Annotated in this window: 20 protein-coding genes and 1 pseudogene; 3 read left to right on the top strand and 18 right to left on the bottom strand. The window is 65.1% G+C overall.

The genetic code is table 11. The features are described from left to right. The first annotated feature begins 112 nt into the window (after nucleotides 1–112). Complete coding sequence (locus OHZ10_RS05275; RefSeq protein ID WP_059235458.1) at nucleotides 113–1,399, top strand: D-amino acid dehydrogenase; 1,287 nt, start codon at nucleotides 113–115, stop codon at nucleotides 1,397–1,399. 191 nt (nucleotides 1,400–1,590) lie between these two features. Here OHZ10_RS05275 and OHZ10_RS05270 read toward each other — a convergent pair. The 7 genes and pseudogenes from OHZ10_RS05270 to OHZ10_RS05240 form a co-directional block, all read right to left on the bottom strand. Beyond that, nucleotides 1,591–1,698, bottom strand: a pseudogene (locus tag OHZ10_RS05270) (acyl-CoA dehydrogenase N-terminal domain-containing protein); the annotation flags it as partial. Between the two features lie 74 nt (nucleotides 1,699–1,772). Continuing rightward, nucleotides 1,773–2,993 carry an ISL3 family transposase gene (locus OHZ10_RS05265; protein ID WP_059233026.1) on the bottom strand — a complete coding sequence of 407 codons (1,221 nt, stop codon included), beginning with the start codon at nucleotides 2,991–2,993 and terminating at the stop codon, nucleotides 1,773–1,775. Nucleotides 2,994–3,138: 145 nt separating this feature from the next. Beyond that, nucleotides 3,139–4,074, bottom strand: coding sequence for an electron transfer flavoprotein subunit alpha/FixB family protein (locus OHZ10_RS05260; protein ID WP_059235460.1), 936 nt, complete (start codon nucleotides 4,072–4,074; stop codon nucleotides 3,139–3,141). Nucleotides 4,075–4,090: 16 nt separating this feature from the next. Further along, on the bottom strand, nucleotides 4,091–4,840 hold the full coding sequence (locus OHZ10_RS05255; protein ID WP_174993472.1) for an electron transfer flavoprotein subunit beta/FixA family protein: 750 nt from the start codon (nucleotides 4,838–4,840) through the stop codon (nucleotides 4,091–4,093). Between the two features lie 227 nt (nucleotides 4,841–5,067). Beyond that, on the bottom strand, nucleotides 5,068–5,862 hold the full coding sequence (locus OHZ10_RS05250; protein WP_059235463.1) for a MetQ/NlpA family ABC transporter substrate-binding protein: 795 nt from the start codon (nucleotides 5,860–5,862) through the stop codon (nucleotides 5,068–5,070). Between the two features lie 29 nt (nucleotides 5,863–5,891). Next, a complete protein-coding gene (locus OHZ10_RS05245) occupies nucleotides 5,892–6,545 on the bottom strand; it encodes a methionine ABC transporter permease (protein ID WP_059235465.1) in 654 nt (217 codons plus the stop codon). Next, complete coding sequence (locus OHZ10_RS05240; RefSeq protein ID WP_059235467.1) at nucleotides 6,535–7,569, bottom strand: methionine ABC transporter ATP-binding protein; 1,035 nt, start codon at nucleotides 7,567–7,569, stop codon at nucleotides 6,535–6,537. The genes OHZ10_RS05245 and OHZ10_RS05240 overlap by 11 nt, the downstream gene beginning before the upstream one ends. Nucleotides 7,570–7,785: 216 nt before the next feature. Between OHZ10_RS05240 and OHZ10_RS05235 the strand changes: the two genes are divergently transcribed. Further along, the gene (locus tag OHZ10_RS05235) at nucleotides 7,786–8,706 is read left to right on the top strand and encodes a lysophospholipase (RefSeq protein ID WP_342703859.1); all 921 of its coding nucleotides are present in this window, start codon (nucleotides 7,786–7,788) and stop codon (nucleotides 8,704–8,706) included. 29 nt (nucleotides 8,707–8,735) lie between these two features. Here the strand turns inward: OHZ10_RS05235 and OHZ10_RS05230 are convergent, their stop codons facing one another. Further along, nucleotides 8,736–9,659: a histone deacetylase family protein gene (locus OHZ10_RS05230; protein WP_342703857.1), complete on the bottom strand. Its 924-nt coding sequence runs from the start codon at nucleotides 9,657–9,659 to the stop codon at nucleotides 8,736–8,738. Nucleotides 9,660–9,702: 43 nt separating this feature from the next. Between OHZ10_RS05230 and mltB the strand changes: the two genes are divergently transcribed. Beyond that, nucleotides 9,703–11,046: a lytic murein transglycosylase B gene (mltB, locus tag OHZ10_RS05225; protein WP_342703855.1), complete on the top strand. Its 1,344-nt coding sequence runs from the start codon at nucleotides 9,703–9,705 to the stop codon at nucleotides 11,044–11,046. Nucleotides 11,047–11,122: 76 nt separating this feature from the next. Here mltB and cysM read toward each other — a convergent pair whose 3' ends face one another. The 10 genes from cysM to cmk form a co-directional block, all read right to left on the bottom strand. Further along, nucleotides 11,123–12,025, bottom strand: coding sequence for a cysteine synthase CysM (gene cysM / locus OHZ10_RS05220; RefSeq protein ID WP_059235476.1), 903 nt, complete (start codon nucleotides 12,023–12,025; stop codon nucleotides 11,123–11,125). Between the two features lie 213 nt (nucleotides 12,026–12,238). Then, the gene (locus tag OHZ10_RS05215; RefSeq protein ID WP_059235478.1) at nucleotides 12,239–12,583 is read right to left on the bottom strand and encodes a ComEA family DNA-binding protein; all 345 of its coding nucleotides are present in this window, start codon (nucleotides 12,581–12,583) and stop codon (nucleotides 12,239–12,241) included. A gap of 73 nt (nucleotides 12,584–12,656) precedes the next feature. Next, a complete protein-coding gene (rfaD, locus tag OHZ10_RS05210; protein WP_059235479.1) occupies nucleotides 12,657–13,649 on the bottom strand; it encodes an ADP-glyceromanno-heptose 6-epimerase in 993 nt (330 codons plus the stop codon). 64 nt (nucleotides 13,650–13,713) lie between these two features. Next, complete coding sequence (gene rfaE1, locus OHZ10_RS05205) at nucleotides 13,714–14,664, bottom strand: D-glycero-beta-D-manno-heptose-7-phosphate kinase (RefSeq protein WP_342703852.1); 951 nt, start codon at nucleotides 14,662–14,664, stop codon at nucleotides 13,714–13,716. A 7-nt stretch (nucleotides 14,665–14,671) separates the two neighbouring features. Then, nucleotides 14,672–16,072, bottom strand: coding sequence for a UDP-glucose dehydrogenase family protein (locus OHZ10_RS05200; RefSeq protein WP_256085708.1), 1,401 nt, complete (start codon nucleotides 16,070–16,072; stop codon nucleotides 14,672–14,674). A gap of 90 nt (nucleotides 16,073–16,162) precedes the next feature. After that, nucleotides 16,163–17,335 (bottom strand): lipopolysaccharide assembly protein LapB, encoded by a 1,173-nt coding sequence (gene lapB, locus OHZ10_RS05195; RefSeq protein ID WP_059235486.1) that lies wholly within the window; start codon nucleotides 17,333–17,335, stop codon nucleotides 16,163–16,165. 53 nt (nucleotides 17,336–17,388) lie between these two features. Continuing rightward, nucleotides 17,389–17,682 (bottom strand): lipopolysaccharide assembly protein LapA domain-containing protein, encoded by a 294-nt coding sequence (locus tag OHZ10_RS05190; protein WP_059235488.1) that lies wholly within the window; start codon nucleotides 17,680–17,682, stop codon nucleotides 17,389–17,391. 208 nt (nucleotides 17,683–17,890) lie between these two features. Further along, nucleotides 17,891–18,214, bottom strand: a complete 324-nt coding sequence (locus tag OHZ10_RS05185; RefSeq protein WP_006486894.1) for an integration host factor subunit beta — start codon at nucleotides 18,212–18,214, stop codon at nucleotides 17,891–17,893. Between the two features lie 22 nt (nucleotides 18,215–18,236). Further along, complete coding sequence (rpsA, locus tag OHZ10_RS05180; protein ID WP_059236854.1) at nucleotides 18,237–19,949, bottom strand: 30S ribosomal protein S1; 1,713 nt, start codon at nucleotides 19,947–19,949, stop codon at nucleotides 18,237–18,239. 142 nt (nucleotides 19,950–20,091) lie between these two features. Beyond that, entirely contained in the window at nucleotides 20,092–20,778 is a 687-nt protein-coding gene (gene cmk, locus OHZ10_RS05175) for a (d)CMP kinase (RefSeq protein WP_059235490.1), read from the bottom strand. Nucleotides 20,779–20,787: the final 9 nt, after the last annotated feature.

Below are 20,787 nucleotides of genomic sequence, written 5' to 3'. Positions count from 1 at the left end.
CAAAACCTGCACATTCGACAATACCATAGCGCAAAAAACTAGATCAGCTAGAGGTTACACGGAGCCGCACATGCGCCCGGCCTCGACCTGGTCCCTTCCATCTGGAGCAGCTATGCGAGTCGTCATTCTGGGCAGTGGTGTGGTGGGCGTGGCAAGCGCGTATTACCTCGCGCGCGCCGGTCATGAAGTCACCGTGATCGACCGGGAAGCCGGCCCGGCGCTCGAGACGAGCTTCGCGAACGCAGGCCAGATCTCGCCCGGCTATGCCGCGCCGTGGGCCGCGCCTGGCGTGCCGCTGAAGGCCGTCAAGTGGATGTTCGAAAAGCATGCGCCGCTCGCGATCCGCCTCGACGGCACGCGTTTCCAGCTCCAGTGGATGTACCAGATGCTGCGCAACTGCACGGCCGAGCGCTATGCGGTCAACAAGGGCCGCATGGTCCGCCTCGCCGAATACAGCCGCGACTGCCTGCAGGCGCTGCGCGCCGATACCGGCATCGAGTACGAAGGCCGCACGGGCGGCACGCTGCAACTGTTCCGCACGCAGCAGCAACTCGACGGCGCGGCGAAGGACATCGCCGTGCTGCAGGAAGCGAACGTGCCGTTCGAACTGCTGTCGCCGGCCGAACTGAAGCACGCCGAACCGGCACTCGCGGCCGTCTCGCACAAGCTGACGGGCGGCCTGCGCCTGCCGGGCGACGAAACGGGCGATTGCCAGCTGTTCACGACGCGCCTCGCAGCGCTCGCCGAATCGCTCGGCGTCAAGTTCCGCTACAACACGCCGATCGATGCGCTCGCGATCGCGGGCGGCAGGATCGCCGGCGTGCAGTGCGGCAGCGAGACGGTGCGCGCGGACGCGTACGTCGTCGCGCTCGGCTCGTACTCGACGAACTTCATCTCGAACCTGATGAAGATCCCCGTCTATCCGCTGAAGGGCTATTCGATCACCGCGCCGATCGTCAACGAAGCGGCGGCGCCCGTGTCGACCGTGCTCGACGAGACCTACAAGATCGCGATCACGCGTTTCGACCAGCGCATCCGCGTCGGTGGCATGGCGGAAATCGTCGGCTTCGACAAGAAGCTGCGCGCCGCACGCCGCGAAACGCTCGAAATGTGCGTGAACGACCTGTTCCCGGGCGGTGGCGACACGTCGAAGGCGACGTTCTGGACGGGCCTGCGCCCGATGACGCCGGACGGCACGCCGATCGTCGGCCGCACGCCGGTGTCGAACCTGTTCCTGAACACCGGCCACGGCACGCTCGGCTGGACGATGTCGTGCGGCTCGGGCCAGCTGCTCGCCGACCTGATCTCGGGCAAGATGCCTGCGATCCAGGCCGACGACCTGTCGGTGCATCGCTACCTGAAGGACGTGGCCGGCCAGACGCGCCCCGCCTACGCCTGAGCCGCGACGGCCTGCCGCCACGCGGGCCGGTCGGCGACAAAAAGAAAGGCGCCCCTCGGGGCGCCTTTTTCATTGCGTCGAGAGCGTTGCGCGCGGTCAGAACGGGGCGTCCGTCAACGCGAGCCCGCTCGCGTTGCCCTTCGCATTGACGATCGACGTCCCGAGCGAGCCGGCACCTCGCCGCAGACCTACGCGGACTCGCCGAGCACGGCCTGCGCCGTGTCGTAGCCGGCATCCTCGAAACCCGGCAACCGCGCAACGGCGTCGATGCCCGCGAGTTCCTCCAACACGAACAGCATGCTCGTGACCGGTGCGACATCACCCCTGGTGCGCCTCCCTCTTCTCTCTTCCGTCGAGGGCGCAAAAAAAAGGTTCATCGAGGATTACCGGGGAACGCGGCGCGGATCTTGAGGAAGAAATATTCCTCGTCGCGGTACCCGTAGGCCCTGCGTTTGATGACCTTGATGGTGTTGTTGATGCCTTCGACGACGCTGGTATTGAGCGGATGGCGGCAGCGGGCGAGGATTCCGTGCCAGTAACTCTGCAGACGCTGCGCAAACAGTTGCAGCGCGGCAATCCCGCTTTGCCGTGCTTGCTCGATCCATTGCTCCCAGGCTTTTTGCGCCCAAGCTGGCTTCTGGTAGAACCAGAGCCGCTTGAGTTCGTCCCGTAGCACGTAGACGCACAGCAACGGCTGATTGGCGGCCAGCAGTTCCTTCAGATGCACGGCCTGTTCCTGCTTCAGGTTGCGACGGTTGCGCAGCAGCAGCCAGCGACTGGACTTCAGAACCTTCCGGGCCGGCCGGTCGTGGCGCAACTGATTGGCCTGATCAACGCGCACCCGATCGATGACCTCGCGCCCGTACTTGGCGACGACGTGGAACAGGTCGTAGACCACCTCGGCTTGTGGACACTGCGCCTTGATCTCCAACTCGTAGGCCGTGGTCATGTCGATCGCGACCGCTTCGATGCGCTCGGCGACGCCCGCGGGAAGTTGTTCGAAGAAGGCCCTGGCCGTCTCGCGAGAGCGCCCCTGTCCGATCCAGAGCACTTGCCGGCCGATCGGATCGACCACCACCGTGGCGTAGCGATGGCCTTTATGTAGCGCGAACTCGTCCATCGCCAGATAGCGGATCGTTGACCAGTCCGGCTCGGCCACGCGTGCGCGCAAGCGCATCTTGTCGATCGATTTGACCGTATGCCAGCCCAGGTCGTAGAAGGCCGCTACCGCTTGCACGCTGGCCGCTTGCAGCAGCTTCTCGCAGGCCTTGGCGAATCGCTCCGTCACCCGCTGGTAGCGTCCCAGCCAGTCCAGCTTCTCCAGCCTCGGCCCGCCGCAGCGTTCGCACCAGACCCGGCGACGAGGCACATGCAACACCACCCGGTACTCGAACAGCGGCAGATCGCGCACCCGACGAACCGTCGTCTCGTGGATTTGCTGGCAACGCGCTCCGCATTGCTCGCAGTACATGACCTTGCTGACCGGCTTCAAGTACAGCGACAGCGTGCGGCTATCGCCCTGCGGCCACTCCACCCGCTCCAGCCGATAGCCTGTCCAGCAACCCAGTGCCTGAAGTGCCTTGCGATCGAGCAATTCTGCCTCCTGACCTCCATAAAGTCAGGCGTCAGGTTACGCAATCGCTCTTCAAGGCTCCACGGTTTCCTGCGATGAACCAAAAAAAAGGGGCGCTCGTCGCGCCCCTTTTCCCGTGTACCTAACGCTGAAGCGTGATGCCGCGTCAGCCGAGCTCGCTCACGAGCTCCGGCACCAGCGCGAACAGATCGCCGACGAGGCCGTAGTCGGCCACGCTGAAGATCGGTGCTTCCGGATCCTTGTTGATCGCGACGATCACCTTCGAATCCTTCATGCCGGCCAGATGCTGGATCGCACCCGAGATGCCGACCGCGATGTACAGCTGCGGCGCGACGATCTTGCCGGTCTGGCCGACCTGGTAGTCGTTCGGCACGTAGCCGGCGTCGACTGCCGCGCGCGACGCGCCGAGCGCGGCCGACAGTTTGTCCGCCAGCGGCTCCAGCACCTTCGTGTAGTTCTCGCCGCTGCCCAGACCGCGGCCGCCCGACACGATGATCTTCGCGCTCGTGAGTTCCGGACGGTCCAGCTTCGTCACTTCGCGGCTCACGAACTGCGACTTGCCTGCATCGGCCGCCGCCTCGATCTTCTCGACCGCCGCGCTGCCGCCTTCGGCCGCAACCGGATCGAAGCCCGTCGCACGCACCGTGATCACCTTGATCGGATCGCTCGACTGCACCGTCGCGATCGCGTTGCCCGCGTAGATCGGGCGCTCGAACGTGTCGGCCGAATCGACCGCCGTGATGTCCGAGATCTGCGCGACGTCCAGCTTCGCGGCGATACGCGGTGCAATGTTCTTGCCGTAGGCGGTCGCCGGCGCGAGGATGTGCGAGTAGTCCTTCGCAATGTTCAGCGCGGTCGCTTCGACGTTTTCCGCCAGACCCGCTTCGAGCTGCGGCGCATCGGCCAGCAGCACCTTCGACACACCTGCGATCTTCGCTGCCGCGTCTGCCGCTGCTTGCGCGTTGTGGCCCGCGACCAGCACGTGGATGTCGCCGCCGATCTTCGCTGCCGCCGCCACCGTGTTCAACGTCGCGGCCTTGACCGACGCGTTGTCGTGTTCTGCAATCACCAGAATCGTCATTTTCTTGCGCTCCCTCTTACAGCACCTTGGCTTCGGTCTTCAGCTTCTCGACCAGCGTCTTCACGTCCGGCACCTTCACGCCGGCTGCGCGCTTCGGCGGCTCGACCACCTTCAGCGTCTTCAGACGCGGCGCGACGTTCACGCCCAGGTCTTCCGGCTTCACGGTTTCCAGCGGCTTCTTCTTCGCCTTCATGATGTTCGGCAGCGTCACGTAGCGCGGCTCGTTCAGGCGCAGATCGGTCGTGATCACCGCCGGCAGCGTCAGCGACAGCGTTTCAGCGCCGCCGTCGACTTCGCGTGCGACCGTTGCCTTACCGTCGGCCACCGTCACCTTCGACGCGAACGTCGCTTGCGGCAGGCCGGCCAGCGCGGCCAGCATCTGGCCCGTCTGGTTCGAATCGTCGTCGATCGCCTGCTTGCCGAGGATCACCAGTTGCGGCTGTTCCTTGTCGACCAGCGCCTTCAGGATCTTCGCGACGGCCAGCGGCTCGACGCTGTCGGTCGACTCGACGAGGATCGCGCGATCCGCGCCGATCGCCAGCGCCGTACGCAGCGTTTCCTGCGCTTGCGTGACGCCGACCGATACGGCGATCACTTCGGTCGCCACGCCCGCTTCCTTCAGGCGCACCGCTTCTTCAACCGCGATTTCGTCGAACGGGTTCATCGACATCTTCACGTTCGCGATGTCGACGCCCGTGTTGTCCGACTTCACGCGGACCTTCACGTTGTAATCGACCACTCTTTTCACTGGCACCAGGATTTTCATGCACACGCTCCAAAGTTACGAATACGACCAGAGGCCATTTTATAGCGAGGCCTCATGACTGCGCGGCCAAGCGGACCCAACCATCGTGGTTGTCGAGGATACCGCTTCTTGGCGACGCGCCAATGATAGCGAACGGTCGTTCTATTTTAAAAGAGAAAAAACCCGGACGCAAAGCCCGGGTTTTCGATCATCAACTCTAAACCCGCCGGGCGCCCGTGCTCTGCCCGTTACCAGGCGGCAATGACCGCGCCGCCGAACTTGCCTTCGATGAACTGCTTCACGTCGGCCGAATGATAGGCCGCGACCAGTTTTGCGACCCACGGCTTGTTGCGGTCCGCCTCGCGAATCGCGAGGATGTTCGCGTACGGGCCGTTCGGGCCCTCGATCGCGATCGCGTCCTGTTTCGGTTTCAGCCCCGCTTCCATCGCGTAGTTGGTATTGATCGCGGCCGCGTCGACGTCGCCGAGCGAGCGCGGAATCTGCGCCGCATCGAGTTCGACGATCTTCAGCTTGCGGGGATTGTCGACGATATCGAGCGGCGTCGCCTTCAATCCCGCATCCGCACGCAGCTTCAGCAGCCCCTGCTTTTGCAGCAACAGCAGCGCGCGGCCGCCGTTGGTCGGATCGTTCGGCACCGCAATGCGCGCACCCGGCTTCAGCTCGGCCAGCGACTTCACGCGTTTCGAATAGATGCCCATCGGGAACGTGACGGTATCCGCGATCTTGATCAGCTTGTAGCCGCGATCCTTCACCTGCGCCTGCAGATACGGATCGTGCTGGTAGCTGTTCGCATCGAGGTCGCCCGATGCGAGCGCGGCGTTCGGCTGCACGTAATCGGAGAATTCGACGATGCGGATATCCAGGCCGCTCTTCGCCGCGACCTTCTTCACCGCTTCCATGATCTGCGCGTGCGGGCCGCCCGTCACGCCTACCTTGATGGTTTCGGCCTGCGCGTTGGCGCCCGCGAACAGCGCGGCCGCACCCAGTGCCGCCGCGAACTTCAGCATGAAGCGTCGTTGCATCGTGTCTCCCCTATCGGATCAATCTGGTCTTATTTGTGGCTCAGCCGGCGGACCAGCCAGTCGCCGAACGACTGCACGATCTGCACGAACACGATCAGGATCGCGACGACCGTCCACATCACTTCCGGCAGATAGCGCTGGTAACCGTAGCGGATCCCGAGATCGCCGAGCCCGCCGCCGCCGATCGCGCCGGCCATCGCCGAGTAGCCGACCAGCGACACGAACGTGATCGTCAGGCCCGCGACGACGCCCGGCAGCGATTCGGGCAACAGCACCTTGAAGACGATCTGCGACGTGGTCGCGCCCATCGATTGCGCGGCCTCGATCAGCCCGCGATCGACTTCACGCAGCGCCGTTTCGACGAGACGCGCAACGAACGGCGCGGCCGCGAGCGTCAGCGGCACGACCGCCGCGGCCGTGCCGATCGACGAGCCGGTGACGAGACGCGTGAACGGAATCACCGCGACCAGCAGGATGATGAACGGCGTCGAGCGGACGGCGTTCACGATGCCGCCGAGCACGCGATTTACCGCAAGGTTCTGCAGCACGCCCTGACGATCGGTCAGGTAGAGCAGCACGCCGAGCGGCAGGCCGACGAGCGCGCCGACCACTCCGGAGATGCCGACCATGATCAGCGTCTCCCAGAACGACTGCACGAACATATCGAACATCTCACTCAACATACGAAAGCTCCTCTACCACCACACCTTGCTCGCGCAGGAACGCGAGCGCCTGCCCGACCTTGCCCGGCTCGCCGCCCGCGAGCACCGCGAGCGAACCGAATGCCTGCCCCTGGATCTCGTCGATCTGGCCATGCAGGATGTTGAAATCGAGTTCGTACCGGCGGATCGTCTCCGACAGGATCGGCTGGTCGACGCCCGAGCCCGTGAATGCGAGCCGCAGCAGATGCCCGCGGCCCGTCTTCAGCCGCTCGGCCACGCGCGCCTTCAGCGCGGGCGGCAGTTCCTGCGCGATCACGTCGCCGATCAGCGCGCGCGTCACTTCGTGATGCGGCTGCAGGAACACGTCGATCACGCGGCCCTCCTCGACCACGCGCCCCGCATCGAGCACTGCAACGCGATCGCACACCTGCTTGATCACTTCCATCTGGTGCGTGATCAGCACGATCGTCAGGCCAAGCTCGCGGTTGATGCGCTTCAGCAAATCGAGGATCGAACGGGTGGTTTCGGGATCGAGCGCGGACGTCGCTTCGTCCGACAGCAGCACCTTCGGCTGGCTCGCCAGTGCGCGGGCAATGCCGACACGCTGCTTCTGCCCGCCGCTGATCTGCGACGGATAACGATCCTTCTGCGCGGACAGCCCGACGAGATCGAGCAGCGGCAGCACGGCGGCCTCGATCTCAGCGCGGCTAGCACCGGCCAGTTCCAACGGCAGCGCGACGTTGTCGAATACCGTGCGCGACGACAGCAGGTTGAAGTGCTGGAAGATCATGCCGATCTCGCGCCGCGCTTCGCGCAGCGCGCCTGCCGGCAGCAGCATCAAATCGCGCCCGCCGACGACGACATTGCCCTCGGTCGGCCGCGTGAGCAGGTTGATGGTGCGTACGAGCGTGCTCTTGCCGGCGCCGCTTCGGCCGATGATGCCGAACACCTCGCCCTGCGGGATCGTCAGGTTGACGTTGCGCAACGCGTCGACCCAGCCGCTCGGCCCGGGGAAACGCTGCGAAAGATTGCGTAATTCGATCATGTAAACAAAACGGCGACCGGCTGGCGAGTTGGCCCGCCAGTCAGCCGCCGATGCATCTGGAATAACCGTCGATTTTACCGCAAACCCCTCATTCCCCTTAATAATCGATTTCGATCTTTTCATAACCACACGAAATTAGAGGAGTGCCGCTGGCCCGTCGCGAGAGGGCCGCGACTATGATCCGGAACACCGACCAACGAACAGGGGACACGCCAGATGACCGCCACCACCACGCCGGCCGCCGCACCCGCCACTGCAGGATCGGCGCCTTCCGCGCCGCCCGCGCCGCAAATGGGCCGGCTGCGTACCGCGGACGGGCTCGAACTGGCGTCGTACCGCTGGCCGGCCGGTGGCGGCACGGCGGTGCCGCGCGCGACGATCGCGCTCGTGCACGGCCTCGCCGAGCATGCAGGCCGCTATGCCGCGCTCGCCGGGCGGCTCAATGCCGCCGGCATCGACGTACTTGCGATCGACCTGCGCGGGCACGGCCAGTCGCCCGGCAAGCGCGTGTGGGCCGAGCGTTTCGACGGCTACCTGAACGATGCGGACGCGCTGGTCGCCGAAGCCGCACGCGGCAATACGCCGCTGTTCCTGATGGGGCACAGCATGGGCGGCGCAGTCGCGGCGCTCTACGCGATCGAACGCGCGCCGGCTCGCGGCCATGCGCTGACGGGCCTCGTACTGTCGAGCCCGGCGCTCGCGCCCGGGCGCGACGTGCCGCGCTGGATGCTCGCGGTCAGCCGCATCATCAGCCGGGCCTGGCCGACCTTCCCCGCCATCAAGATCGATGCGGCGCTGCTGTCGCGCGATCCGGCCATCGTCGCGGCCAATCGCGCCGATCCGCTCGTGCATCACGGCGCGGTGCCCGCACGCACCGGTGCGGAGATCCTCGACGCGATGACGCGCATCGAAAGCGGCCGCGGCGCGCTCCGCGTGCCGGTGCTCGTCTATCACGGCACCGAGGACAAGCTGACCGAACCCGACGGCAGCCGCGCGTTCGGCGCGCGCGTCGGCTCGCCCGATCGTACGCTGACGCTGTACGAAGGCGGTTTCCACGAAACGATGAACGATCTCGACCGCGACCGCGTGATCGACGCGCTGATCGCATGGATCCACGCGCGCGTGCCGGCGCGCTGAGTGCGCGCGGCCCGGCCGCTCGTCAGGAATCAGATACCGGCCAGCACGCGCAGGTGCGCGACGACGCTGCGCCCGAGCGCGGACAGGTTGTAGCCGCCTTCGAGGCAGCTCACGATGCGGCCCTGCGCATGCCGGCGTGCCACGTCGACGATCTGCGCGGTCAGCCATTCGAAGTCGGCCTCGACGAGGCCGAGGTTGCCGATGTCGTCCTCGCGATGCGCGTCGAAGCCGGCCGACACGAACAGCATCTGCGGCTTGAACGCGTCGAGGCGCGGCACCCAGAACATGTCGACGGCTTCGCGGATCGCCATCCCGTTGCTGCGCGCGGGCATCGGCAGGTTGACCATGTTCGGCGCCTGGTGATCGACGCCCGAGAACGGATACAGCGGATGCTGGAAGAAGCTGCACATCAGCACGCGCTCGTCGTTCGCGAACGCGGCCTCGGTGCCGTTGCCGTGGTGCACGTCGAAATCGATGATCGCGACGCGCTCGAGACCGTGTACGTCGAGCGCATGCCGCGCGGCGATCGCGACGTTGTTGAAGAAGCAGAAGCCCATCGCGCGCGCTGGTTCCGCATGGTGACCGGGCGGACGCACGCCGCAGAACGCATTCGCGTAGCGGCCCTCGATCACCGCGTCGGTCGCCGCGATCGCGGCGCCGGCCGCGCGCAGCGCCGCGCGCCACGTATCGCGATTCATCAGCGTATCGGGATCGATCTCGACGTAGCCGTCGACCGGCGTCATGCTCCGGATGTAGTCGATGTGCGCCTGCGTATGCACGCGGCCCAGCGCGACCTCGCTCGCGAACGGCGCGGTTTCGTGCACGATCAGATCGTCGATGCGGCTCGCAATCAGTTGATCCTGGATCGCCGACAGGCGGGCCGGACATTCCGGATGCCATTCCCCCATCTCGTGCAGCATGCAGTCGGGGTGCGTATAGAAAGCGGTTGCCATAAGCTGTCATCCGCGGCGCACGGTGCGCCGCAGGTCTCCATCAATGATGTCCATCGTCTGCCGCGAATTCGCCGCTAACTTACCACAACGGGGGCCAGCTTCGCCCCGGCACGCCGGATGCGTCGGGTATACTGCGCCGAACCCAATCGCCCTGTCCGCCCGCTTCGACATGAATTCCAGCAAGCCTGCCGCCCTTCTCTCCGCGCTGTTCCGTGTTCGCGCGCCGCTCGCCGTCGCTGCCGTCGCGGCGACCCTCGGCATCGCGCCTGCCGGCGCGCAGACGCAGCCCGCGAAGCCCGCCGGCACGCTCGTCGCACAGGCCCAGCCGCAACAGCCGGTGCCGCAAGGCCAGACCTTCGAAGAGGAAATCGTTCCGCAGCGTTACGCGAACAATGCGAAGGTCGACACGTTCATCGACGAGATGGTGAGCCGCAACGGCTTCGACTCGGCGAGCCTGCATGCGCTGTTCTCGCGCATCAGCTATTCGGCGACGGCCGTCAAGCTCGTGAGGCCCGCCGCATCGCCGACGGTCAAGAACTGGCGCGTCTACCGCTCGCGTTTCATCGAGCCGATCCGCATCAACGCGGGCGTGAAGTTCTGGAAGGCGAACCAGGCAACGCTGCAGCGCGCGTCCGAGCAGTTCGGCGTGCCGCCCGAGGTGATCGTCGGCATCATCGGCGTCGAGACGATCTATGGCCGCTACATGGGCAATTTCCGCGTGCTCGACGCGCTGACGACGCTCACTTTCGACTACCCGGACACGCCGAATCGCGACAGCCGCCAGGCCACGTTCCGCAAGAACCTCGAGGACTTCCTGGTCTGGACCCGCGACAACCAACTCGACCCGACCACCGTGCTCGGCTCGTATACGGGCGCGATCGGGATCCCGCAGTTCCTGCCGAGCAGCATCCGCGAGTATGCGGTCGACTTCGACGGCACGGGCCATGTCGATCTGCGCAGCAGTCCTGTCGATGCGATCGGCAGCGTCGCGAACTACCTGAAGCAGCACGGCTGGGAAACCGACCGCCCGGTGGTCTGGCAGATCACGCCCGACACGGGCAGCCTGGGCATCGCACAGGCCGCCGCCGACGGCCAGCCCGAACCGCACTGGGCGCTATCGCAACTGCTGCGCGCCGGCATGACGCTGAACGAGCCGACGGTCAACATCACGACCGAAGCCGGCACGCCGGTGACCGTGGTCGATTTGCCGTCGCCGGGGCGTGCGACCGAGTACATGCTCGGCCTGAAGAATTTCTATGTGCTGACGCGCTACAACCGCAGCTTCTTCTACGCGCTCACCGTGTACCAGCTCGGCGAAGCCGTGAAGGCGCAGATGGAGGCGACCGGCGCGCTGCAACCCGCTGCTACCCAGGCACAGTCGCAGTAAGCACTGGCCGCCCAAAGAAAAAGCGCCGCACAAGCGGCGCTTTTTTATTGCCGGCGCGCGACGCGCCAGCCGATGTTCAGGCAGGAAACACGCCCGTGGACAGGTAGCGGTCGCCGCGATCGCAGACGATGAACACGATCGTCGCATTCTCGACCTGGCGTGCGATGCGCATCGCGACTTCGCATGCGCCGCCCGACGAAATGCCCGCGAAGATGCCTTCGACGGCCGCCAGCCGGCGTGTCATCGTTTCCGACGCAGCCTGGCTCACATTCTCGACGCGGTCGATGCGGCTGCGATCGAAGATGGTCGGCATATACGCTTCCGGCCACTTGCGGATGCCCGGAATGCGCGAGCCGTCTTCCGGCTGCGCACCGATGATCTCGATCGCCGGATTCTGTTCCTTCAGGTAGCGCGACGTGCCCATGATCGTGCCCGTCGTGCCCATTGCCGACACGAAGTGCGTGATGCGCCCTTCCGTATCGCGCCAGATCTCCGGCCCCGTCGCTTCGTAGTGCGCAACGGGATTGTCGGGGTTGCCGAACTGGTCGAGGATCACGCCCTTGCCTTCGCGCTGCATCTGCTCCGCGAGGTCGCGTGCCAGTTCCATCCCGCCCTTCACCGGCGTCAGGATGATTTCAGCGCCGTAAGCCGCCATGCTCTGACGCCGCTCGACCGACAGGTCCTCCGGCATGATCAGCACCATCTTGTAGCCGCGGATCGCCGCTGCCATTGCGAGCGCAATGCCCGTGTTGCCGCTCGTCGCCTCGATCAGCGTATCGCCCGGCTTGATGCGCCCGCGCGCCTCGGCCTTGCTGATCATCGACAGCGCCGGACGATCCTTCACGGAACCGGCCGGATTGTTGCCTTCGAGCTTTGCGAGCACCACGTTGTTGCGCGCGCGAATCTCGTCGTCCGGCAAGCGGACCAGTTGCACGAGCGGCGTGTTGCCGATCGTGTCTTCGATAGTTTTGTAAGCCATGGGTATACCGTGAGTACGAGGCCGATCAATCAATCGATTGTAAACCAGCACCGCCGCTCGCGCCGGCAACCCCTTCACCGCGATGGAATACGCGTGCCGCGCGATTCGCGCTTGCCGCGCACGCCGCATCACGCAAAAAACCCGCGGCATGCCGCGGGAAGCCGTCGTAACGACGGCGACTGAAGGAGCCTTTTGTCGGTCGCGCGCGACGCGTTACTTCTGTGCGGTGCGGGCCGGTGCGGCGGCAGGCTTCGCGGCCGCCGGCTTGCCTGCGGCCTGCTGGGTCGCGCCTGCGCCGGCCGTACCGATCGTCAGCCCTTCCTGCTGGAGGCGCTCGACGGTATGCCCGCCCATTCCCTTCACGCGCGCGGTGAGATCTTCCGCATTCCTGAACGGACCGCGTGCGCCGCGCTCGTCGACGATCGCCTTCGCACGCGCCGGGCCGATGCCCTTGATGCCGATGAGCGCATCCTCGTTCGCGGTGTTGACGTCGACGGCAGCCCAGGCTGACGCGACTGCGCCGAGCATGACCGCTGCGGCAAACCATTTCCTGATCATGTGCTGGATCTCCGAAGAAACCGGCCGGCGGCTGCCGACCGTGAGACCCAGTCTATCGATGCAGCCCTTGCGTTTAAACCTGGCCGGATAGCCAACGAACGTAGCGATCGACACCTTCCTGCACGGTCAGGAACGGTGCGTCGTAGCCGGCCGCGCGCAGTTTCGTCTGGTCGGCCTGCGTGAAGCACTGGTACTTGCCGCGCAACGCATCGGGAAACGGCACGTATTCGATCAGCCCCTGCTCGACCTGCTGCGCGAGCGTCAGCGCCGGCTGGTTGTCGAGCGCGCGCAGCGTGTTCACGACCGTCGACGCGATGTCGTTGAACGGCTGTGCACGGCCCGTGCCGAGGTTGAAAATGCCCGACTTCTCCGGATGATCGAAGAAGAACAGGTTCACTTTCGTCACGTCCTCGACCGACACGAAGTCACGCGTCTGCTCGCCCGGCGCATAGCCGTTGTACTCGCCGAACAGCTTGACCTTGCCTTCCGCGCGGAACTGGTTGAAGTTGTGGAATGCGACCGACGCCATGCGCCCCTTTTGCGTCTCGCGCGGGCCGTACACGTTGAAATAGCGGAAGCCGGCGATCTGGCTCTTTGCGCTCGGCAGCACGCGGCGGATCACCTGGTCGAACAGGAACTTCGAATAGCCGTACACGTTCAGCGGCGCCTCGACCTCGCGCTCCTCGACGAAACGCGTCGAGCCGCCGTAGATCGCAGCCGACGATGCGTACAGGAACTGCGTGCCCTGCGCGAGGCAGGTATCGAGCACCGCGCGGCTGTAGCGGAAGTTGTTGTCCATCATGTAGCGGCCGTCGGTTTCCATCGTGTCCGAACAGGCGCCTTCGTGGAACACCGCGCGCACCTTGCCGAAATCGCCGCGCGCGAAGCGCTCGACGAATTCCGTCTTGTCGAGATAGTCGTCGATCTCGCAATCGACGAGATTCCGGAACTTGTCCGCGCGCGTCAGGTTGTCGACCGCGATGATGCGCGTCTCGCCGCGCTCGTTGAGCGCCTTGACGATGTTCGCGCCGATAAAACCGGCTGCGCCGGTGACGATGAGGGTCATGATCGTCCTGCCTGAAAAGTGCGAGCCATTGGTGCGGCGCGCTCGTCGCGCCGCACCAATGGGCTCAGTGAAACAGTTCGTCGTAATCCACCGTGGCCGTGCCGAGCTTGCCGACCACGATGCCTGCCGCGCGATTCGCGAGCACGACCGCGTCGACCAGCGGCACGCCGGCGCCGAGCATCGTCGCGACCGTCGCGATCACGGTATCGCCCGCGCCCGACACGTCGAACACCTCGCGCGCGAGGGCCGGTGCGTGCAGTTCACCGGTGGCGGAAAAAAGCGTCATGCCCTCTTCCGAGCGTGTGAGCAGCAGCGCGTCGATGCCGAGTTCCGCGCGCAGATTCGCGACGCGCGCGCGCAGATCGTCTTCCGACTTCCACTGGCCGACCACTTCGCGCAGTTCCGCGCGGTTCGGCGTGATCAGCGAAGCACCGCGATAGCGTGCCCAGTCGTCGCCCTTCGGGTCGACCAGAACAGACTTGCCGGCCGCACGCGCCTTCTCGATCATCGTCGTGACGTGCGTCAGGCCGCCTTTCGCGTAATCCGACATCAGCACGACGTCGTGCTGCGGCAGCAGCGCATCGAAGCGCGCGAGCCCCGCGAGCAGCACCTCGTGCGTCGGCATCGCCTCGAAGTCGACGCGCAGCAGCTGCTGCTGGCGCGCGAGCACGCGCAGCTTGATCGTGGTCGGCAGCGTCGGATCGCGTTCGAGATGCGGCGTCACGCCGCTGCTGCCGAGCAGCTCGACGATCCGCTCGCCGGGTTCGTCGCAACCGACAACACACAGCAGCCCGGCCTGGCCGCCGAGCGTCACGGCGTTGCGCGCGACGTTGGCCGCGCCGCCGAGCCGCTCCTCCTGACGCTGCACGTGCACGACCGGCACCGGCGCTTCAGGCGAAATGCGATCGACGTTGCCGAACCAGTAGCGGTCGAGCATCACGTCGCCGACGACGAGCACGCGCGAGCGCGCGAGCTGCGCACGCGGCACCGGAACGACTTCGCGAGGAGTATTCATCGTGCGCTCAGCCACGGGAGGACGACTGGGGATCGACATACGGCCGGCCGATCGCGTAGTAGTCGATGCCCAGCTCAGCCATCGCATCCGGCTCGTACAGGTTGCGCCCGTCGAAGATCACCGGCGCCTTCAGCTCCGCCTTCAGGCGCGTGAAATCGGGGCTCCGGAATTCCTTCCACTCGGTCACGATCACGAGCGCGTCCGCGCCCGTGACGGCGATGTCCTGCGTCTCGACGAGATGCAGTCGTGCCAGCGCCGCCGCATCGTCGCCGAAATCCAGCGCGAACACGCGCCGCGCTTCGTCGACTGCGACCGGATCGTAGGCGCGCACGGTCGCCCCGCGTTCGAGCAGTGCGGCGATCAGCCGGCGGCTCGGCGCCTCGCGCATGTCGTCGGTGTTCGGCTTGAACGCCAGGCCCCAGACCGCGAATTCACGGCCGGTCAGATCCGCGCCGAAACGCTGCTCGATCTTGCCGATCAGCACGTCCTTCTGCGCATGGTTGGCCGCCTCGACGGCCTCCAGGATGCGCAGCGGCTGGCCGTTCTCGCTCGCGGTGCGGATCAGCGCCTGCACGTCCTTCGGGAAGCACGAGCCGCCGTAGCCGACGCCGGCATACAGGAAGTGGTAGCCGATGCGCGGATCGGAGCCGATCCCGCGGCGCACGGCCTCGATGTCAGCGCCGACCTTGTCGGCGAGATTCGACATCTCGTTCATGAACGAGATGCGCGTCGCGAGCATCGCGTTCGCCGCATACTTCGCGAATTCGGCCGAACGCACGTCCATGTAGATCGTGCGCTCGTGGTTGCGGTTGAACGGCGCGTAGAGCTTCTTCATCTTCTCGCGCGCGATCGTGCCGGTCTCGTCGTCGTCGACGCCGATGATGATCCGGTCCGGACGCATGAAGTCCTCGACCGCAGCGCCTTCCTTCAGAAACTCGGGGTTCGACACGACCGAGAATCGATGCGCGACGCTGCCCCCGAGCCCCCGCGCGGCAAGCGCGTCGTCGACCACGGCGCTCACGCGCTGCGCGGTGCCGACCGGCACCGTCGACTTGTCGACGATCACCTTGAAGCCCGTCATGTGGCGGCCGATGTTGCGCGCGGCCTCGAGCACGTATTGCAGGTCGGCCGAGCCGTCCTCGTCGGGCGGCGTGCCGACTGCGATGAACTGGATCTCGCCATGCGCGACGCTCGCCTCGATGTCGGTCGAGAAGCGCAGGCGCCCTGCCGCGCGGTTGCGCGCGATGATGTCCAGCAGCCCCGGTTCGTGAATCGGCATCCCGCCGTTGTTCAGGATGTCGATCTTGCGCGGATCGACGTCGAGACAGAAGACGTCGTGACCGATCTCCGCGAGGCAGGCGCCCGTGACGAGACCGACATAGCCGGTGCCGATGATGGTGATTTTCATAGATGTTCCGGTACTTCCCGGTAATTGACTAACTTGGCCGCCGGGACAAGCCCGGCGGCAACCGCAGCGCGTTGGCTCCGCGTGCCGGGATCAGCCCGGCATCGCAGGTTCGACGCGGCGCGGCGCATAGGTTTCCCAGCCGCTGCATCCAGGGCACTGCCAGTAGAAGAGCCGTGCCCGGAAACCGCAATTCTGGCACGTATACCGCGGGAGATTTTTCGTGCGCTGCTTGATCAGCGCACGCATCATTTCAAGTTCCTTACGGCGCGGTTCGTCGGCCGCCGCGATCTGCGCATCGAGCAGGTGCAGCATCCCCGACAGGTTCGGCGACTTCTCCATCTGCGCACGTGCGAGCGTGTGCGCCGCATCCTGACCGCGCAATCCGGCAATGTGCTGGTACGCGATGTCGAGCAGGTCGTTCGACGGATAGCGGTCGACATACCCCATCAGCAGTTCGGCGCCCTCGACGTTCTTGCCGAGCGCCACGTACGCCTTCATCAGCTTGTCGGCGACGAGCGGCAGATACGCGGGGTTCTGCGCCTCGACGCGCTTCCAGTGCTCGATCGCGGCCGCGTGATCGCCGGCCGCCTCGGCTGCGTCGCCCGACAGAATCGTCGCGCGGACGTTCTGCGGGTTCACGGTCAGCGCGAGCCGAAGCTGTTCGGCTGCCGCTGCCGCATTCTTGCGCTGCAGCGCGTCCTGCGCGAGTTCGCAGTGAAACTGCGCAATTTCGGTACCGAGCGGCTTGTCGCTCATCGACTCGATGCGCTTCGCGGTATCGATCGACTTGTTCCAGTCCTTCTCGATCTCGTAGATCGTCAGCAGCGCCCGCTGCGCACCGAGCGCGTAGTCGCCGCCGGCGAGCTTGTGGAACGCCTCTTCGGCGCGATCGAGCAGGCCGGCCTTGAGGAAGTCCTGGCCGAGCTCGTACAGCGCGTGGTCGCGCTCGTTGACCGGCAGGTCCGTGCGGCTCAGCAGGTTCTGGTGCACGCGAATCGCGCGGTCGGTCTCGCCGCGGCGGCGAAACAGGTTGCCGAGCGCGAAGTGCAGCTCGACCGTCTCGGGATCGAGCTTGGCGACCTCGATGAATGCGTCGATCGCCTTGTCGGGTTGTTCGTTCAACAGAAAATTCAGGCCGCGAAAATACGAGCGCGGCAGGTTGGCACTCTCCGACAGGAGATTCTTCAGGTCATAGCGTGACGCCGCCCAACCGAGCGCGAATGCGACCGGAATCGCGAGCAACCACCAGAAATCCAGATCCATGCGAAATATCGAAGCAGAGACGAAAACCGCGCGATGATCGCGCGGCGTCCGTGTTAAATGACGGGCGGCATCGGCGGCTGGTCGACGATCGCGGGCGTTTCACGCGCCGCGCGCAGATCGCGCTTCAGACGCCCGTTCTCGAGACGCAGGCGGAAGATCGAAGGCAGCGCGGACAGCAGGCCGGCCAGCAACCCGACGGCGAAGAATGCCAGGCCGATCAGGATCAGCGGCGCTTGCCATGCGTAGCCGGCAACGAAATTCAGCGTCGCGGTTTGCGTATTGGCCAGCGCCAGCACCAGCAGCAGGACGAACACCAATACCCGGATCAGCCAGACGATAAACTTCATGAAGCCCTCTCTTTGTTGAGGTTTGCCGCGGCGCGCGACTCCCCTTCGTCGCACCGAATCGACCCGTATTGTAAAGGAAGCGTTTCCGCGGCTGCGCACATCCTGCGCCAGGCGTTGCGCCGCTGCCGCCGGAAATGAAAAAAGCGCCCCAAGGGGCGCTTTTCTTTTCAGCCTTCGCCGGACAGGTTCCGGGCACACCGAACGACGCTCAACGCTCGTCGTCCGGATCGTCAGCCTTCAGCGGTTCACCCGCGCGGCCGTCGACGCGTTCACGCAATTCCTTGCCAGGCTTGAAGTGCGGCACAAACTTCTCGGGCACCTGCACTTTCTCCCCCGACTTCGGGTTGCGTCCGACGCGCGCCGGGCGACGGTTGAGGCCAAAGCTGCCGAAACCCCGAATTTCAATGCGATGCCCTTTCGCCAGGGCGTCGGACATCGCATCGAGCATCGTTTTCACCGCGAAATCCGCATCCTTGAGGACAAGTTGCGGAAATCGCGATGCCAGCTGCGCGACCAACTCGGATTTGGTCATACTTCAGCAGACCTCGTGAGGCTTACTGGTTCTGGCCGTCGAGCTTCGCCTTCAGCAGCGCGCCGAGGTTGGTCGTACCGGTCGCAGCAGCGCTGGAGTCCGACTGCAGGCCGCGGATCGCTTCCTGTTGTTCAGCCGAATCCTTCGCCTTGATCGACAGGTTGATGCCGCGCGACTTGCGATCGATGTTGATCACCATCGCGTTGACCTTGTCGCCTTCCTTCAGCACGTTGCGTGCGTCTTCGACGCGATCCTGCGAGATTTCCGACGCACGCAGGTAGCCTTCGACGTCGCCCGTCAGCGTGACGACCGCACCCTTCGCATCGACCGTCTTCACGACGCCGTCGACGATCGAGCCCTTGTCGTTCATTGCAACGTAGTTGCTGAACGGGTCGCCTTCGAGCTGCTTGATGCCGAGCGAAATGCGCTCCTTCTCGACGTCGATACCGAGCACGATGGCTTCGACTTCGTCGCCCTTCTTGTACTTGCGAACGGCTTCTTCGCCGGTTTCGCTCCACGACAGGTCCGACAGGTGGACCAGGCCGTCGATGCCGCCCGGCAGACCGATGAACACGCCGAAGTCGGTGATCGACTTGATTGCGCCCGTGATCTTGTCGCCCTTCTTGAAGTTGCGGCTGAAGTCATCCCACGGATTCGGCTTGCACTGCTTCATGCCGAGGCTGATACGACGGCGGTCTTCGTCGATCTCGAGGACCATGACTTCGACTTCGTCGCCCAGCTGGACAACCTTCGACGGTGCAACGTTCTTGTTCGTCCAGTCCATTTCCGACACGTGGACGAGGCCTTCGATGCCCGATTCCACTTCGACGAATGCGCCGTAGTCGGTGATGTTCGTGACCTTGCCGAACAGGCGCGTGCCCGACGGGTAACGGCGCGAGATGCCTTCCCACGGATCGTCGCCCAGTTGCTTGATGCCCAGCGAGACGCGGTTCTTCTCTTGGTCGAACTTGAGGATCTTCGCGGTGACTTCCTGGCCAACCGACAGGACTTCGCTCGGGTGACGCACACGACGCCATGCGATGTCGGTGATGTGCAGCAGGCCGTCGATGCCGCCGAGGTCGACGAACGCGCCGTAGTCGGTGATGTTCTTGACCACGCCGTTGACGATCGCGCCTTCCTTCAGCGTCTCGAGCAGCTTCGCGCGCTCTTCGCCCTGGGTTGCTTCGATCACTGCACGACGCGACAGCACGACGTTGTTACGCTTGCGATCGAGCTTGATCACGCGGAACTCGAGCGTCTTGCCTTCGTACGGGGTCGTGTCCTTGACCGGACGCGTGTCGACCAGCGAACCCGGCAGGAACGCGCGGATGCCGTTGACCATCACGGTCATGCCGCCCTTCACCTTGCCGGTGATCGTGCCGGTGACGAGTTCGTTGTTGTCGAGTGCCTTTTCCAGCGACAGCCACGATGCAAGGCGCTTCGCCTTGTCGCGCGACAGGATCGTGTCGCCGTAGCCGTTTTCGAGCGCGTCGATCGCGACGGACACGAAATCGCCCGACTGCACCTCAACCTCGCCCTGATCGTTCAGGAATTCCTCGATCGGAATGTAAGCCTCGGACTTGAGGCCTGCATTGACGACCACGAAGTTGTGGTCGACGCGCACGACTTCGGCGGAAATCACTTCGCCGGCGCGCATGTCTTGGCGGGTCAGCGACTCTTCGAACAGAGCCGCAAAGGATTCGGTATTCGGGGTGGAGGTTTGCAGGTCGGACATAAAAATCTGATTGTGCATGGCTCGCTGTGCCACGCCGGCCGGAATGGCAGGCTGAAAGGGCCAGATCGAAGACCACACGGGGTTAAGGGTTCAAAACACGCTCCGCGCTTGCGGCACGGAGCACCTACCGCTACCCGCCTTCTCAGGCGGGCTGGCCGAGTGCCCGGTACCACTGCAGCACCTGGTCGACGGCTTCATCGACCGAAAGTGCCGACGTATCGAGCAGCTCGGCATCTGCTGCAGGCTTCAGCGGCGCGGCTGCGCGATTGCTGTCGCGCGCGTCACGTTCACGAAGATCCCGGAGCAAGTCATCTATATTAGCAGAAAAACCTTTTTGCATCAATTGCTTATGCCGTCTGGTCGCGCGAGCCTCGGCGCTGGCCGTCAGGAACACCTTCAGCACGGCGTCCGGGAAGATCACGGTGCCCATGTCGCGCCCGTCTGCGACGAGGCCCGGCGTCTTGCGGAACGCGCGCTGGCGCGCGACGAGCGCGGTGCGTACGGGCCCGTGCACGGCAATGGCCGATGCACGATTGCCGACCGCTTCGGCGCGGATGTCGTTCGACACGTCGACGCCGTCGAGCTGCGCACAGCCTTCGCGGAACGTGATGTGCAGATCGTCGATCAGTTTCACCAGCGCGTCGATGTCCTCCGCCGCGATGCCGTAGCGCACGCTCGCGAGGGCGGCAAGCCGATACAGCGCGCCGCTGTCGAGCAGGTGGAAGCCAAGGTTCGCAGCGACGAGCGCCGCGACGGTGCCCTTGCCGGAGGCGGTCGGGCCGTCGATCGTAATGACGGGAGTCGGGTGAAAGGGTCGGGTCGATTTCATCGGAACAGT

Source organism: Burkholderia arboris (assembly GCF_038723655.1).
GTDB classification, from domain to species: domain Bacteria; phylum Pseudomonadota; class Gammaproteobacteria; order Burkholderiales; family Burkholderiaceae; genus Burkholderia; species Burkholderia arboris.
Note: the sequence above shows the minus strand (reverse complement) of the source record. Positions and strands in the feature narration are given on the sequence as shown.